The sequence below is a fragment of the Azospirillum sp. A1-3 genome (assembly GCF_023806445.1).
GTDB lineage: Bacteria > Pseudomonadota > Alphaproteobacteria > Azospirillales > Azospirillaceae > Azospirillum.
Map to the genome: position 1 here is coordinate 337,677 of NZ_JAMSLU010000001.1, position 15,800 is coordinate 353,476.

The 15,800-nt window shown below is 68.6% G+C and carries 14 protein-coding genes; 6 read left to right on the forward strand and 8 right to left on the reverse strand.

Translation table 11 applies throughout. The features are described from left to right. Window positions 1–28: 28 nt before the first annotated feature. A complete protein-coding gene (locus M5E06_RS01555) occupies window positions 29–1,081 on the reverse strand; it encodes an SGNH/GDSL hydrolase family protein (protein ID WP_252136923.1) in 1,053 nt (350 codons plus the stop codon). Between the two features lie 19 nt (window positions 1,082–1,100). Further along, a complete protein-coding gene (locus M5E06_RS01560) occupies window positions 1,101–2,537 on the reverse strand; it encodes an MBOAT family O-acyltransferase (RefSeq protein ID WP_252136924.1) in 1,437 nt (478 codons plus the stop codon). A 360-nt stretch (window positions 2,538–2,897) separates the two neighbouring features. Here M5E06_RS01560 and prfB point away from each other — a divergent pair. Both prfB and M5E06_RS01570 read left to right on the forward strand, forming a co-directional pair. Continuing rightward, a protein-coding gene (gene prfB / locus M5E06_RS01565) for a peptide chain release factor 2 (protein ID WP_108546617.1) occupies window positions 2,898–4,029 on the forward strand; the annotation gives its coding sequence in 2 pieces (ribosomal slippage) (window positions 2,898–2,966 and window positions 2,968–4,029; 1,131 coding nt in all). 127 nt (window positions 4,030–4,156) lie between these two features. Further along, window positions 4,157–4,468: a peptidoglycan-binding domain-containing protein gene (locus M5E06_RS01570; protein ID WP_109150120.1), complete on the forward strand. Its 312-nt coding sequence runs from the start codon at window positions 4,157–4,159 to the stop codon at window positions 4,466–4,468. Window positions 4,469–4,483: 15 nt separating this feature from the next. Here the strand turns inward: M5E06_RS01570 and M5E06_RS01575 are convergent, their stop codons facing one another. The 4 genes from M5E06_RS01575 to M5E06_RS01590 form a co-directional block, all read right to left on the reverse strand. Next, window positions 4,484–4,720, reverse strand: coding sequence for a hypothetical protein (locus M5E06_RS01575; RefSeq protein ID WP_252136925.1), 237 nt, complete (start codon window positions 4,718–4,720; stop codon window positions 4,484–4,486). 204 nt (window positions 4,721–4,924) lie between these two features. Then, window positions 4,925–5,713, reverse strand: coding sequence for a trehalose-phosphatase (gene otsB / locus M5E06_RS01580; RefSeq protein WP_252136926.1), 789 nt, complete (start codon window positions 5,711–5,713; stop codon window positions 4,925–4,927). A gap of 870 nt (window positions 5,714–6,583) precedes the next feature. Then, window positions 6,584–6,808 carry a hypothetical protein gene (locus tag M5E06_RS01585; RefSeq protein WP_252136927.1) on the reverse strand — a complete coding sequence of 75 codons (225 nt, stop codon included), beginning with the start codon at window positions 6,806–6,808 and terminating at the stop codon, window positions 6,584–6,586. 193 nt (window positions 6,809–7,001) lie between these two features. After that, window positions 7,002–7,892 carry an ROK family protein gene (locus M5E06_RS01590; RefSeq protein WP_252136928.1) on the reverse strand — a complete coding sequence of 297 codons (891 nt, stop codon included), beginning with the start codon at window positions 7,890–7,892 and terminating at the stop codon, window positions 7,002–7,004. 218 nt (window positions 7,893–8,110) lie between these two features. On the opposite strand from M5E06_RS01590, the gene M5E06_RS01595 reads away from it, so the two are divergent. After that, complete coding sequence (locus M5E06_RS01595; RefSeq protein ID WP_252136929.1) at window positions 8,111–10,585, forward strand: ankyrin repeat domain-containing protein; 2,475 nt, start codon at window positions 8,111–8,113, stop codon at window positions 10,583–10,585. A gap of 19 nt (window positions 10,586–10,604) precedes the next feature. On the opposite strand, the gene M5E06_RS01600 is transcribed toward M5E06_RS01595, so the two are convergent. Further along, the gene (locus M5E06_RS01600) at window positions 10,605–12,284 is read right to left on the reverse strand and encodes a caspase family protein (protein WP_252138497.1); all 1,680 of its coding nucleotides are present in this window, start codon (window positions 12,282–12,284) and stop codon (window positions 10,605–10,607) included. Between the two features lie 293 nt (window positions 12,285–12,577). On the opposite strand from M5E06_RS01600, the gene M5E06_RS01605 reads away from it, so the two are divergent. Further along, window positions 12,578–12,841 carry a DUF3126 family protein gene (locus M5E06_RS01605; protein ID WP_085088058.1) on the forward strand — a complete coding sequence of 88 codons (264 nt, stop codon included), beginning with the start codon at window positions 12,578–12,580 and terminating at the stop codon, window positions 12,839–12,841. A 24-nt stretch (window positions 12,842–12,865) separates the two neighbouring features. Here the strand turns inward: M5E06_RS01605 and M5E06_RS01610 are convergent, their stop codons facing one another. Next, entirely contained in the window at window positions 12,866–13,495 is a 630-nt protein-coding gene (locus tag M5E06_RS01610) for a hypothetical protein (protein WP_252136930.1), read from the reverse strand. A gap of 671 nt (window positions 13,496–14,166) precedes the next feature. On the opposite strand from M5E06_RS01610, the gene M5E06_RS01615 reads away from it, so the two are divergent. Further along, a complete protein-coding gene (locus M5E06_RS01615) occupies window positions 14,167–14,943 on the forward strand; it encodes an ABC transporter ATP-binding protein (RefSeq protein WP_252138498.1) in 777 nt (258 codons plus the stop codon). Then, window positions 14,936–15,799 carry an ABC transporter permease gene (locus M5E06_RS01620; protein WP_252136931.1) on the forward strand — a complete coding sequence of 288 codons (864 nt, stop codon included), beginning with the start codon at window positions 14,936–14,938 and terminating at the stop codon, window positions 15,797–15,799. Before M5E06_RS01615 ends, M5E06_RS01620 begins: the two co-directional genes overlap by 8 nt. The last annotated feature ends 1 nt before the right edge of the window (window position 15,800 follow it).

Below are 15,800 nucleotides of genomic sequence, written 5' to 3' on the forward strand. Positions count from 1 at the left end.
TATTCGCTACGAAACGATGCTGTCGCGGTCAGTGCGTCGAACCCGCTGCCGACAGCGAGGCCAGCGCGTCCACCGGGCAGGTTCCGAGCGGGCGCAAGGCGGGTTCCAGTGCGGCGAACATGGCGCGTACGCCGTCCTCGTTGACGTGCAGGGCGTCCATGAACAGCTCGTCCTTGTCCACCGCTCGGCGGGCGTCGACCACGGTGACGCCGGCGGGCAGGCGGCTTTTCAGTTCGGCGAAGAAGGCGTCGAAATTCCTCAGCTTGCCGGCATAGGTCGGGAAATAGGGGGTGATGACCACCGCCACCCGGGTGCCGTGCGCCTGGGCGCTGCGGATGATGTGGTCCAGCGCCTGCCAGTTGACGTCGGCGGCGGTCATCACCTCCTCCGGCGCGGCGGCGAGTTGGATTTTCATCGGTTCGGGTATCGCGCCCACCAGGGTGCGGTCGGCGGCGGGCTTCACCAGACCGGCGATCAGCCGCATGGTCTGGTTGTTGTTGAAGGTCATCAGGTGGAAGGCGTGGTTGGCCATCCACAGCTCCTCGTTCTCCTGCCGGACGAAGGCGTCGATGCGCGGCGAGTAGTAGGCCAGCAGCGGCAGGTCGGCGAGGTCGTGCGGGTTGTCGACCACGCCTGTCGGCTCCAGCACCAGCAGGCGCGGCGCGCCGTGGCGTTCGACGTAATCCTCCCACAGCAGGGCCGACAGCACGGTCGGCGCCCCGCCCATTCCCAAATTCAGCGCCCGGCCACAGGTCATGTCCTGCAGGGCGGAGACGGGGAAATGGTTGTCCGCCCGCGAGTTGCCGAGCACCAGCACGTCGGCCGGCCCGCGAACCGGGCGCGGCTCGGCTTTCAGGGCGGCCTTCACCAGCAGGGGACTCGGCTGCTGTCCCTCGTCGGCAGGCGGCTTGGCGGGCGGCTTGATGCCCGGCCTTTCGGCTTCCGGTTCGAACGGGCGGTAGATCGCCATGAAACGGTCGCTGGAGCGCAGCAGCAGGCCGCCCAGCGCCGACGCCAGGACCCGGTCCATCGCCGTGACGGTGGCGAGGATCAGTACGATGCAAGCCAGAAGGCGATACATGGGAGGGGGCTCCGTCCGATCAGAACTGGAAGTAGATGAAGGCGTGGTTGGCGAAGCTGCCGAACAGCAGCATCACCAGGATCAGGGCGGAGCAGGCCATCGACCGCGCCACCACATTCATCCCGGCGTAGCGGCGGCCGGCCCCGCGCTCGATCATCGCGTCGACCATCAGCACGATCAGGCCGGTGACGGCGACGCGCAGAAGCGAGCTGGCCTGCTGGTTGCCCTGCTGAAGCCCGAAATCGCCGTCGGCGATGATGCCCAGGATGGTCCAGACCGTGTGCAGGTTGTCGGCGCGGAAGGGCAGCCAGGTCAGCGTCACCACGGCGAAGACCAGCCCGATCATCACCAGCCGCCCGGCGGCCAGCACCGGACCGCTGAGCCGCACCGGGCTGAGCACGGCTAGCCGGCGGGCGCCGTCCTCCACCAACATCAACCCGCCATGCAGCGCCCCCCACAGGACGAAGGTCCAGTTGGCGCCATGCCACAGGCCGGAGATCAGCATGGTGATGACGACGTTGCGGATGCGCAGCCAGCGCGTGCGGCTGCCGCCCATCGGCACATAGACGTAGTCGCGGAACCAGGTGGACAGCGAGATGTGCCAGCGCCGCCAGAAATCGCGCATGCCGGTGGCGAAATAGGGCCGGGCGAAGTTCTGGCACATGGTGTAGCCGAAGATCTGCGCCAGCCCGATGGCGATCAGCGAATAGCCGGCGAAGTCGCCGTAGATCTGCAGCGAGAAGCAGATCAACCCGATGACATGCTGGAGCGCGTTGAAGAACTCCGGCTGGTGGAAGCGGGCGTCGACCACCACCGCGGCGTTGTCGGCCAGCCCGATCTTCAGGAAATAGCCCCAGATCACCTTTTCCAGCCCGGCGAAGCGCTCCTCGAACGGGATGTCGCGCGGGCGCTGTTGGATTTGCGGCAGCAGGTCGCGTGCCCGCACGATGGGGCCGGCCACCAGCTGCGGGAAGAAGGCGACGAAGCTGGCATAGCGCACCAGCGAGCGTTCCGGCTGCTTCAGCTCGCCGGTGTAGAGGTCGATGCCGTAGCTGAGATTCTGGAAGGTGTAGAAGGAGATGCCGACCGGCAGCAGGATGTCGAGCGTCCGCCGCCCGATCTCGATCCCCAGCGAGGCAAGTGCCACCTCGGCGCTGTCGGCGAAGAAGTTGTAGTATTTGAAGAAGAACAGCATGCCCAGGTTGGCCCCCAGGCTGATGAACAGATACATCTTCTTGGTGCTGCGGTCGGGCGCATCGGCGATCTTCAACCCGCAATAGAAGTCGATGAAGGTGCTGAGCGCCAGCAGGCCGCAGAACCGGTAGTCCCAATAGCCGTAGAAGATGTAGCTCGCCACCAGCAGGAAGGGGGTGAAGGCGCGGGTGCGGGCCAGCGCCATGAAGCCGGCGCTGAACACGGTGATGAACAGCAGGAAATTCAGGCTGGTGAAGCTCATCGTGCCCCCGGCAGAGGTGGTCGCGCGTCCTTGCATCCGCGCAGGAATGGCCATGCGCGGAAACGCGCAAAAAAGGCGCGGAACGACGCCGACCATAACCTCGATTTCGGGAATTCCCGGCCTCCGCGGTAGGGTTGTGCGGCCGGATTTGGGACGTACTCTGAAATGAGCCGGACCGATGATCCCAAACGGTTAGGACCTCCAAGCAGGGGCTGGGCCATACACGAAAGTGGCAAGCCCTCCCATTGCGGGCTTCCGGTTGGCCTGCCCGCGGTCATTAAGAGGGTGCAAGGCGGGGAACGAGCGGCTACATATGCAGCCGACAAACCCTTCAACTCTGGCTGACGAGGAGGCACCGCCATGCGGGCCGAGATCGAAGCGGCCGCCGGCGAGATCAGAGAATCGCTGGCGCTGCTGAGGAGGCATCTTTGACTGGGACAATGCACTGCGGCGTCTCGACGAACTGAACAACCTCGCGGAGGATCCCAAGCTTTGGGACGACCCGACGCGGGCCCAGACCATCATGCGCGAGCGCACCCAGCTCGACACCTCCGTCGCCGGGTATCGGGCGCTGGAGCGCGACCTGTCCGACAGCCTGGAACTGATCGAGATGGGCGAGGCGGAAGGGGACGCCACCGTCGTCGCCGATGCCGAGGCCCAGCTCTACGGCCTGCGCGACCGCGCCAACAAGCTGCAGATCGAAAGCCTGCTGTCGGGCGAGGCGGATGCCAACGACTGCTTCGTCGAGGTGAATGCCGGCGCCGGCGGCACGGAGGCCCAAGACTGGGCGCTGATGCTGATGCGCATGTACACCCGCTGGGCGGAGCAGCACGGCTACAAGACCGAATGGCTGGACGAGACGCCGGGTGAAGAGGCCGGCATCAAGTCGGCCACCGTGCAGATCAAGGGCCACAACGCCTATGGCTGGCTGAAGACGGAGGCCGGCGTGCACCGTCTGGTGCGCATCAGCCCGTTCGACAGCCAGGCGCGGCGCCAGACCAGCTTCGCCGCCGTCTCGATTTCCCCGGTGATCGACGACAAGATCGACATTGAGATCAACGAGAAGGACTGCCGCATCGACACCTACCGTGCGTCGGGCGCCGGCGGCCAGCACATCAACAAGACCGACTCGGCGGTGCGCATCACGCACATCCCGACGAACATCGTGGTGAGCTGCCAGCAGGAACGGTCGCAGCACAAGAACCGCGCCAAGGCGTGGGACATGCTGCGTGCCCGCCTGTACGAGCGCGAGCTGAAGATCCGCGAGGATGCCGCCGCCGCGCTGGAAGCCACCAAGACCGACATCGGCTGGGGCCACCAGATCCGTTCCTATGTCCTGCACCCCTACCAGATGGTGAAGGATCTGCGGACGGAGGTGGAGACCTCGCAGAGCCAGGCGGTGCTGGACGGTGCGCTCGATCCCTTCCTGGAGGCGGCGCTCGCCTCCCGGATCAAGGGGCAGAGCGACGACGCGCACGCCGCCGGGGGCTGACGGGTCGGAACGAAAAAAAGGGCGGTCGCTTGCGGCCGCCCTTTTTGATTCCCAGCATTCTGGAGTGCAAGGCTGGGCTCGGCTGTTTCAACAGGCTGCGGCCCCAACGATCTGGAGCAACCGATCCATGAACAGACTTCTTCTTCCGGCCCTGTGCGGCGCCATGCTGCTGGCGACCCCGGCCTTTGCCGCCTGCGAGACCGACAATCTGCCGGACGAGATGCGCCAAGCCTTCATCTCCGGCGCGCAGGAGGCGTTGAACGAGCACGGCTTCAACGCCGGAACGGTCGACGGCAAGATGGGATCACGCACCCGCACGGCGATCCGCTCCTACCAGCGCGCGGCGAAACTGCCGGTCGACGGCTGCGCCACCCAGGGGCTTCTCGACCACCTGAACTTCAGCCAACCCAAGATTTACGGCCCGAACAAGCCGCGCTGATCCGGGTTTATCGTCTCAGGCCAGCATGTCGAGCAGGCGGCGGCTGTTCTCCTGCGTCGCCTGGAGCACCTTGGCGTTCGCGGCGAAATCCACTTGGGCGGAGGTCAGGTCCAGCACCACCGCCGGGTCCAGGTTGCCCGCCGCGATCTGCTCCGACGCCGCATCGGTCCGCGCCTGCGCGTCCTGCAATCCGTCGAGCGCGCTGGCCTGTGGCCGGTAGGGCGTGGCAGATGTGGCCGATCCGATGTCCATGACGCGCTGTCCGGCTGGTTGAACGGTCAGGATAGCGGGCTGACGGTTTAGGGTTGGTGAATGCGGAAGGCGTCGGCTGGCGAATGCCCCCTCCCTAACCCTCCCCCACCTTCGGTGGGAGAGGGGACTGCCGCCGCTTCGCATAAGGCACCCTCTCCCTCGAAGAGGGGGAGGGTTGGGGAGGGGGCAGCGGCCGAAGCGACCTCACTCCTCCGCGAGCCAGTCCGCCAGCCGCCCCAGGAACGCCGTGGCCTCCGCCGGATCGTGCAGGCTCCAGGTCGCGGCAGTCTCGGCCGGGCTTTCCATCACCCGGATACCGACTCCCCGGCCGGCCAGGGCGCGGAAGGCGTCCTCGTCCGTCTCGTCGTCGCCGAGATAGATCGGCAGGGTGCCGTTTCCCTCCAGCCCCAGCGTCTCCAGCAGGGTGACCACCGCGCGGCCCTTGTCCCAGGGTAGGTTGGGGCGAAGCTCGAACAGTTCCTTGCCGCCGGTCATGCGCAGGCGCGGTTGCGCTCCCGCCACTGTGCGGACGGCTTCGCCGACCTGCGGCTTGTCGGGCGGGGCGACCTGCCGGGTGTGGATGGCGATGGCGAAGCGCTTGCGCTCCACCAGAGCGCCGGCGATGCCGCCGAGCCGGTCACGCAGAAGCCGTTCGGCCGTGTCGAGGTCGGGGACATACTCCACCCCCACCTGCTGGCGCAGGTCCGGACCGCGCAGGTCGAAGCCGTGGCTGCCGGCATAGACCAGCCCCTCCACCGCGACCATCGCCGTCAGGTCATCCAGGTCGCGCCCGCTGACGAAGGCGACCGGGCAGAGGGCCGACAGTCGCTGCACCACCGCGCGCGCCTCGTCCGGCATCACCGCCAATTCGGGGCGTGGCGCGATGGCGGCCAGCGTTCCGTCATAGTCGAGGAACAGGGCGGGGGTGCGTCCGTCCAGTGCCGCGGTGAAAGCGTCGAATTCCGTGAAAGCGGATGGGGGGAAGAGGGTCAATGCTGGCTCCTCGCGCCGCTGCCTGTCGGGATGCGGCGGCTGACCGGAGCCGGCACGCCGCAGGTGAGTAACGGGCGGGAGGAGAAGACGGCCGGAGGCCCGAAATTAGGAGCGGGCTCGATGTGGCCGATCAGCAACAGATCCCGCCAAAAGCTGCGGCCCCACGCAGGGGCCGGCTTTGGGGGTTGCAGGACCCCCGGGTTCTGATACTGTTGCAGTGCAGCAAGCGATTGCTGCTTCGCCCTTCTTGGGCGTTTCCTCCCTAAACTCAAGGCCGCTGACTTCAGCGGCCTTTTTCTTGCCAGAAAGCCCCCGGGGAAGGCAACCCCTGAAAAAAGTCATAGCGCTGCGGTTTTCCATCTGGAATCCGCAGTTTAAGGGGGACGGGCCGCCGCTTGGGCGTGGTCGGCCATCGGTGCCGGCGGTTCGGCTGGGCAAGAAAATTCTTTGCTTACAAAGAGTTGCGCTGATTGGCGGCGGCCATCCGCAGCTGGCCGTTGGGGTTGGCGGCTGTGGATGCGCTCCGGATTCGGGCGCTGTCCGGACCATGGACGCTGTCCGTCCAGCGGAATTTTTTGTGCGGATCGGCTGTCAGGCTGGGCCGGGGGGTGAAAAACCGCCGCAGGGGAACGGAAGCACTGCCACCGGCCGGCGAACTGTCGTATAGATCGACGTGAAACGCCTATCCGCCGTCATCCACAGGAGTCGTTCCCATGGACATCGCCATCATGGTCCTCGCCGTCGCTTTCTTCTTCTGGCAGACCATCACCGACTGAGCAGGCCACTGCCGTCGGAAGAACGAAAAGGGCGGCCCGTGTGGCCGCCCTTTTTCATGTCGTCTTTCAGGTCGTCAGCCGGCTTACCGGCGGGTCAGTCGGCAGCGATCGGCGGCTCCAGCCGGGCATGGGTCGATGCGATCAACTGCAGCGTCTCCATGATCGACCCGATCGCCTCATGCAGATCGGCCTGCTCGTCGCCGGGCAGTCTCGCCAGCACCGTCTCCAGTTCGACGGCCGCGTTCTGCAGGCTGGCGCAGGCATGCTCCAGATGGCGTCCGGTGCCCTGACTTGCATCAGGGTTATTTGCAGAATGCAAACGCGCTGCCGGTTTTCCGGCCCGCGTCGCGTTCCGGTTTGCAAAATGCAAATGGACGCTGTTGCCCGCAGCCCGCGTCCCCACTTTTTTCCGCATCATGGGCGTACCCCCGTTCGGTTCGACCGGAGAATGCGCAAGTCCCGTGCCACTCCGTGACCGTTGGTTGCGGTCGCCGTCGCAGAGGTGGTGACGCTCAGTCCGGCCACAAGCGGGCGGCGCCGCGCATCCCGCTTTCGGCACCATGGCGGGCAACGGCCATCCGGGTGCGCGGCTCGGCCGCCAGCGTCCAGGCGCCCCAGCGCCGCGTCACCGCTTCGCACAGGCCAGGCAGCGCGGACAGGCCGCCGCCGACCACCACCATGTCCGGGTCCAGCAGGTTCAGCACCGGGGCCAGCGCCCGGGCCAGTGCGTCGGCATGCCGGGCCAATGTTCCGGCCGCGGCGGCATCGCCGGCCAGGGCGCGGGCGGCGATCTCCGGCGGGTCCAGCGTCTCGCCGGTCAGATGGCGGTGCAGGCGCGTCAGACCGGCGCCGCACAGCACCGTCTCAAGGCAACCGGTCTTGCCGCAGCCGCAGGGCACCGGCGGGCCGTCGGCCTCCTCGCGCCAGGGAAGCGGCGCATGGCCCCATTCGCCGGCAAGCCCGTTGGCGCCGGGCAGGATGCGCCCGTCGATGACGATGCCTCCGCCGACCCCGGTGCCGAGGATGACGCCGAACACCACCGAGGCGCCACCGGCCGCCGCGCCGTCGGTCGCTTCCGACAGGGTGAAGCAGTTGGCGTCGTTGGCGATCCGCACCGGCCGGCCGATCCGCCGGGCCGCATCCTCGGCGAAGGGGCGGCCCTCCAGCCAGGGCAGGTTCACCGCGCGCACCCGTCCGGCGGCGGCATCGACCACGCCGGGAAGGCTGATGCCGACGCCGCGCGTTCCGGCCGGGTCGAGAATGGCTACCGTCTCGGTCAGCGCATCCAGCGTGGCGTCGTAGCCGCGCGGGGTCGGGCGGCGGTGGCGGGCGAGTTCCGTGCCGTCGCGATCCAGCGCCACGGCAGCGATCTTGGTGCCGCCCAAATCGATTCCGAGTCGCATGCCTGCCGCCGTCCGGATGGTGGGAGATGACCGATTTTCGGGGGCAACCCTATACCGCTCCCCCGATCGGCGGGCCAGGGATGCTTTCGTGCCGGAAGGGTCAATCCACCCACCCCGGAAGAGAGGGGGTAACCGCCCTTTGCCCCGTCGGGGCTTGCGGGGGGCATCACTAGAGTCTCATGAGCGCACCCTTCACTGATCGGCGTCTTGAGATGTCCATGGACCGTTCTGCCCCGAAACATACTTCGCGCGCCCGGCGCGCCGCTCCGGGCCACCACGATCCCGTTTCCGAATCCGCCGGCGCCACGGCGGCCGAGATCCGTGATGGACTGGTTCTCGCCTTTCTGGCCCGCAAGAGGCTGCTGGTGCTGGTGGGAGATGCCGGGTCGGGTCGTCCCGCGCTGTTCCGCCAACTGGTCGAGCATGTCGAGGCGGACGGCGCCATGGCACTGCCGGTCGCGGCGTCGCTCGGCGCGGAGCTGGAGGATCTGGTCGCCGCCGCCGGCACCGGCGCGCTGCCCGATCTGGCCGCCGGGGAGGAGGGCGGCGAGGTCGATTTCGACGCCCTGATCGCCGCGCTGGAGGAAAGGCTGGAACTTGCCGGCTCCGGGCTGCTGGCGGTGGACAACGCCGCCGTGCTGGCGCCGCCGGTGCTGAGCGATCTGGTCGAACTGACGCGGGCGGAAACGCCGTCCGGCCGCTTCATGCAGGTGCTGCTCTGCGGCACTCCCGAACTGGAAGGAACCTTGGCGCGGGCCGGACTGACGGATGTGCTGCGCGACATGGGCGTGATCTACCGGATGTCGCCGGGTGGGGGCTTCGCCGACGAGTCGCAGGATGCCGCCGTATCGCCGCCGGCGCCGCGTCCGGTGCCGATCCTGGCGCCGCCGCCGCAGTCGGCGGCGATTCCGCCCGCGAACGACTGGTCGGTGGGTGAGCGGCAGGAAGACCGGGCGCAGGATCCCCGCTGGTCGGGCGATCAGGAGTGGAGCGACCGCGATCCCGGACCGATGGCCGGTGCCGAGGGGCCGGTCGCCGACTATCGTGACCGGGGGTACCCGGGTTTCGGCCAGGGCCAGACGATGCGGGCGCCGCGCCGGACCGGGCTCTATGCCGGAGCGGCGCTGACCACCCTGGTCCTGCTGGGAGCCGCAGGCGCCGCCATCGCCACCGCAATGCCGGGCGCCTTCCCCGACCGGGCGCTGGCGATGGTGGAGGAGGGGTGGGTCCGCGCGCGCGATGCGGTCGAGCGGACGGTGCTGGGCCTGACCGGTGGCGAGACTTCGGCCGCCAGCCGGCAGGCTGCCGCCGATACTGCCACGGCCGCGCCCGGTGCCGTCCCGTCGGTGCCGGCATCCTCCGTTCCTGTGGCGCCCGCCGCTTCGTCCCCGACCTCGACAGCCCCCGCCGCGACGGCACCCGCCCCGCGTCCGGCCGCCACGGCCGATGCTCAGAAGACGCCGGCCCAGACGGCCCAGAGTGCGCAGCCGGCCGCGAGCGGCACCCAGACGGTGACGAAGTCGGCGGCGCCCGCATCGACCGCCACTGCGAATGCGGCGGCACCGGTCGAGACCGCAGCGTTGCCGCCCGCCCAGTCGCAGCCGTCCGCCACCGCCAAGCCCTCCGCCTCGCCGGGCAATGCGGAAGCCGCGCCGGGTGTGGCCTCGCTGCCGCCGCTGGAGGACCCGTCGGCCACGCCTGCCGTTCCCGCCGTGCCGCAGGCCGCCGTTCCCGACGCCGACACGGCCCAGCGCGTGCGCAGCATGGTCGATCAGGCCCGCCGCCAGATCGCCGGCAAGCGCCTGACGACCCCGCCCGGCGACAACGCCTTCGAGACGGTGCAGCGCATCCGCCAGATCGCGCCGTCGGCGCCCGAGGTGGCGGAGCTGCTGACCACCATGGAGGACACCTATCGCCGCTGGGCGATGATGGCGGAGCGCGACGGCGACTGGTCGGAGACCAAGCGCTTCTACGAACGGGCGCAAATGATCTCGCCCGCCAGCCCCGATCTCGCCGAACGCATCCGTGCGGCGAGCGAGCAGCGGGCTTATAACGGTCCGGCGACCGGCACCGCGTCCGGAACCGGCGGCGGAAGTTCCGCGGCGCCGGTGAAGGCGACTCCGGGGCTGGGCGACCGCGAATCGGTGCTGGCCCTGCTGCGCAACCCGGCGGAGCTGTCGCGCACGCTGCAGGCCGGGGCCAGTCCGGATACGCGGCTGGAGAATGGCAAGACCCTGCTGATGATCGCCGCCGAACAGGGGCTGACCGACGCGGTGCGGGTGCTGCTGGACCGTCATGCCCGATCCGATCTGCGCACCTCCGACGGCGCCACGGCGGTGATGTACGCCGCCTGGGGTGGGCATGATGCGGTGGTCCGCGCGCTGGCCGACGGCGGCGCCGATCTCGACACCACCAACAGCGACGGCAAAACCGCACTGATGGCCGCCGCCGCCCGTGGCCACCAGGACGTGGCGCGCACGCTGATCCAGCATGGGGTGATGGTCGACCGCACCACCGCCTATGGCTGGTCGGCGCTGATGTACGCCGCCAACAACGGGCACGAGGCGGTGGCCAAGCTGCTGCTCGACAGCGGTGCCAACCCCTACCGCATGGACGCCAACGGCAACTCCGCCCTGACTCTGGGCGCGCTGCAGGGCCATGTGCAGGTGGTGGAGGCGCTGAAGCCGCGCTGATCCCCGCTCGGCGGTGGTCTTACTGGTCCAGGCGGACGGAGCCGCGCCACAGGCCGGCGCTCTGTCCGCCATTGGCGTAGTGGAAGACACCCGGCCCGTCCGGCTGGCCATCGCGGAAGCGCCCGGCGAACCGGCTGCCGTCGGTGAAGGTCATCACGCCATAGCCTGACATCAGGTCGCCCGACCATTCCCCTTCATAGGTCTGGCCGTTGGCGAAGTGGTAGACGCCCGCTCCCTGGCGGATCGGCCGGCCGAGCCCCGAACCGGAGGATGGCTGCGCCCAGGTTCCTTCGTAACGGTCGCCGCCGGAGAAGCCGTAGCTCCAGTATCGGCTGTCGGGACGGCCGCGCGCCCGATCCGCGGCGGTGCGGGCATCACCCAGCGCGCGCATCGCCTGCTGTTCCGCTTCCACCGCCGGGCTGTCCGGGACAGTGAAGCCGGTGCCGGGCGGCGCGGTCGGGAAACTGCGCGGCTGCTCCGTCCGGATCGGATCGGAATTGCCGGTGGCTGGCGGCTCCATCCCTTGCTCCATGCCGGGATCGCTGAAGGAGGGGCCGGCCTCAACCGGACCACGGGTGCGGGCGGCGAGCGGCGACGGGTCGGCCCAGCGGGTGGCCAGCACGCCGGCGGTGAGATAGCCGGTCCGCCCGGCCGGATCGCGCACGCGCAGCCAGCTTCCTTCCGGCACAGCCTCCAACACGGTCACCATGCTGCCGGCCGACAGTTGTGCGACGCCGCGCGCACCGACGGCGGGCCGGTCGAACAGGGTGCTCGCCTTCGCCATCTCATATTCGCCGGGCGGAAGGCTTGGGGTGGTCACCGCCGGCGGTTCCTTGGCCGGAGGGGGAGTGGACGCCGCTGGCGGGGTGGCCGGCGGTTTGGCGGGCGCCGATGCCACGGCTGGCACCAGCACCAGATTGCTGCCCAGCCGGTCCTGCAGCCAGGGCAGTTGCCGGCCGTCGCTGCGTTCGGCGACGGCGCGCGCCACCTCGGCCAGCGAATCGCGGAAGGCGACGCCGGGCTTGACCATCTCGCGCGCCAGCGCGGCGGTGAAGGGATCGGGACCCTTGCCCGACTTGGGCGGCGCCGGCGGCACGCCCGGACGGTGGGCGTAGACGACGAACAGGCCGTCCGCCTCGATCGGCGTGCCCAGCGCGCCGCCGCCGACCCGCTGGGCCAGCGCCTCGGCGATGCCGGGGTCGATCACCACCACCGCCTTGCGTCCGCTGTCCCGCAGGTCGCTCAACACGGTGTCGAGGTCCAGGGCGGCGCGCGGCAGGTCCTCCGCACCCGTGGGCGCGGCGTCGGCCGGCAGCAGGAACTCCCGCTCCCCCAGTCCGACGGCGAGGCCGGTGTAATAGACGAAGCCAAGGTCGGCACCGGACAGCGCCTCGCGGAAGCGCTCCAGGGCCGATTCCATGGCGATCCGCCCGACATTGTCGGCCCGCGTCACCGAGAAGCCGGCGTTGCGCAAGGCCGACGCCATGGCCGAGGCATTGGCGGCAGCCTGGTCCGACCGGCCGTCGAGTGCCGTGTAGCGGCCATTGTCGATGACCAGCGCCACACGCTTTCCATTGTCCGCCAGCGCGCCGCCGAAGGGCAGGGCGGCCAGCAACGCCGCCGTGAGGACGGTTGCTTCAAGGCGACGCCTCCATCCTCCTGTCTTGCGGCGGGTGGCATTGCTTGCAGTCGGGGTCATCGTCACGGCGTTCCATCCTTCGTCTGCGCGGCAGCCTCCGGCACGGGCATGATCCTATGCGCCGCCCGATGCCGGGTTGCGTACCGCCGCCGGGAGCATAGCCTTTTCCACCAGTCGGGAACCCCGCTCTTTCGGGGCGGCGGACTGTGCCGGCGTTACCCCGCGTGGACGATGGGCGGAGCCGGAGCAGGCGCCGGGTCTCCGGCGAGAGGGAGGAGATCCGGCGAGGTATCGCTTTCCCTTCGCGGCGAAGCCGCCTATATGACGCTCCTTCGCAGACAACGAGGTTCGCCATGCCGCCCGCCAAGCCGTCCGTCGTCCGGATGTCCGACACCGAAATCGCCCGCGTGCAGATGTACCTGCGCAAGACGCTGGGCAATCCGAAGATCGTGATCGAGCCGCCGGCCAAGGCCGGCCAGTCGGCCGAAGTGACGGTGGATGGCGAGTTCTTCGGCACGCTGAATCGTGACGAGGACGAGGGCGAGGTGTCCTATGCCCTGAACGTCGTCATCCTGGAAGAGGATCTGCCGGAGCCGCCGGCCATTCCGCGCCGCTGATCACGCCGGTCTTTTCCTGACGCCCTAGCGGCTGTGAGCGCGAAGCTCCGCCGCCAGGGCGGCCAGCAGGGTCTGCCCGCCCGACAGGGTCAGGCCGCGCACCAGAACGATCGCCTTGTGCCCGCCGCGCCGGTGCATGACCAGCCGCACGTTGCGGCTGCCCGCCGCCTTCAATTCCGCCTTCACCGCATCGTTGGGCGCGACGTTGCCGGCGACGAGGTTCATCTCCGCCTTGTGGCCGTAGTCGTGCGCCGGATCGATCCAGGCGACGAACAGCGGCTTGCCGCCCACCATCGGGTACAGCGCCAGATCGCGGATCGTCTCATGCGCATGGATACGTGAACCATCCACCGTCAGCCCGCGAGCCGTCACGCTCAGCCGCACGGCCCGGCACTGGACCGTCTCGGTCAGCATCACCACCCACAGCAGCAGCACCGGAACCGCGCAGAAGACCGCCAGCCATTGCAGCATGCCGGCCAGTTCCTCGGGCGCCAGACCTGCCCCGGCGATGAAGCCGGTGGCCAGAAGCCCCGCGATCAGCAGATAGCGTGTGCGGATTACCGGGGTCAGCACCGGGGTCGCCACGAACACGGCACCGGCCGCGCCGTCCTCGCGCGTGATCTCAAGGCTGGGGGGCGGCTTGGCGGCGGGCATGTCTCAAGGGTGTTGCGGTAAAGGGGCGTGATCCTGTTCCGGCATGGTGCCGCCCGTCCAGTTCTTTCACCCATCTCCCTTCGATGGACGGTCCGCACCCGCGGAGCGTGTCGCGCTTGTGTCACCCTTCGCCCGTGCCTTGAAAATGGCGGGGGGCGTGGTAATCTCGGAGGCAGGAGGTGACGCGAGCCGCTTCCTGAATGGCGGGACCGGTTTCCCGGCCCCACCATCTTTGGCTTACCTGTCCTGGTCCGTGTTGAAGCCCGCTTCGAACTCGAACTTCAGCTTGAACCAGAAGCGGCCAAGCCACTTCAGGAATTTCCTCACTCGCGTCACCTCCTTCCGGTTGCCCTTCGCGCGTGATGCGCGTCAGGCGGCGCGAGAATACCGTGCGCGCATGTGCATGCCAATCTCGCTTCGGCGAAAATTTCCCTTAAAGTTGCACTCTGATATCTTCAGGCAGTAGGGCTGGGCTTTTGCAACCCTGGCGCCTCAATCGGAGGGGTGATAGTTTGCGGTACGGACGATTCTGACCGAACCGTCAAGTCCGCTCCCCAAATCCGAGCTGTGAAGGACCGCCGCCCGTGACCTTCCCCAATCCGCTCGATGTCCGGGAGGCGACTGCTTCTCGGCAAGGCTCGGACCAGGCCGCTTCCTCGGCCGCGTCCCCGGTGGTCGTCGAGGCGCGCAGGCTTTCGCTGGTCTATCCCACGGCGGATAAGCCGGTCACGGCGCTCAGCGAGGTCGATTTGACCATCGCGCGGGGCGATTTCGTCTCCCTGATCGGTCCCAGCGGCTGCGGCAAGACCACCTTGTTGCGGGTGATCGCCGATCTGGAGCGGCCCACCTCCGGCCATGTCGCCATCGAAGGCATGACGCCGGAGCAGGCGCGGCTGAAGCGGCTCTATGGGTATGTGTTCCAGGCGCCGGCGCTTTACCCGTGGCGGACGGTGGAGCGCAATGTGATGCTGCCGCTGGAGATCATGGGGCTTCCCAAGGCCGAACGTCAGCAGCGCGCCCGCGAACAGCTTGAGCGCGTCGGCTTGGTCGGATTCGAGCGCAAGTTCCCCTGGCAACTGTCGGGCGGCATGCAGCAGCGCGTGTCCATCGCCCGCGCTCTGGCCCTGCAGCCCGACCTGCTGCTGATGGACGAGCCGTTCGGCGCGCTGGACGAGATCACGCGCGACCATCTGAACCTGCATCTGACCCAGCTGTGGCGGGCGACCGGCAAGACCTGCGTCTTCGTCACCCATTCCATTGCCGAGGCGGTGTTCCTTTCCACCCGCATCGTTGTCATGAGCCCGCGCCCCGGCCGTATCCTCGACGTCATCGACTGCGATTCGCTGCCGCGTGAGCGCACGCTGGACATCCGCGAGTCGCCGGAATTCGCCGCCATTGCCCACCGCGTGCGCGAGGGGCTGAAGGAAGGGCACAGCTACGATGACTAAGCGCGCGCTTCCCGTGACGGTGATGACGTTGCTCCTGCTGGCGGCGTGGTATGTCGGGGCGGCGTGGCTGAACTGGCCGCAGGCGGCTGAGACGCTGGCCCGCGCCGGCAAGCCTGCCGGCTTCGGTGACGTGCTGGCCCAGGCCTATGCGATGAAGCGGCCGATCCTGCCCACCCCCGATCAGGTCGTGGTGGAACTGTGGAAGTCGCTGACCGGCTATGCGCCGACCAGCCCGCGCAACCTGCTGTTCCACACCTGGGTGACGACGGAGGCGGCGCTGACCGGGTTGGCGATGGGGCTGGTTCTGGGCATTCTGCTGGCCGCCGGCATCGTCTACACCCGCACGCTGGAAGCCAGCCTGCTGCCCTGGGTGATCGCATCGCAGACCATCCCGATCCTCGCCATCGCACCGATGATCGTCGTCATTCTCGGCAACATCGGGCTGACCGGTCTGCTGCCGAAGGCGGTGATCTGCATGTATCTGTGCTTCTTCCCGATCACGGTGGGGATGGTGAAGGGGCTGCGCTCGGCCGATCCGCTGTGGCTCGACCTGATGCGGACCTATTCGGCGAGCGGGATGCGCGCCTTCTGGTCGCTGCGGCTTCCGGCGTCCATGCCCTTCCTGTTCGCCAGCCTCAAGGTATCGGTCGCCATCAGCGTGGTCGGCGCCATCGTCGGCGAGCTGCCGACCGGCGGGCAGGCCGGGCTGGGGGCGCGGCTGCTGTCCGGGTCCTATTATGGCCAGACCGTGCAGATCTGGGCGGCGCTGATCATGGCCTCGCTGCTGTCGGTGGCGTTGATCGGGGTGGTGCGCGGGCTGGAACTGGTCCTGCTGGGCCGGGCGGGTGCGCGATGAG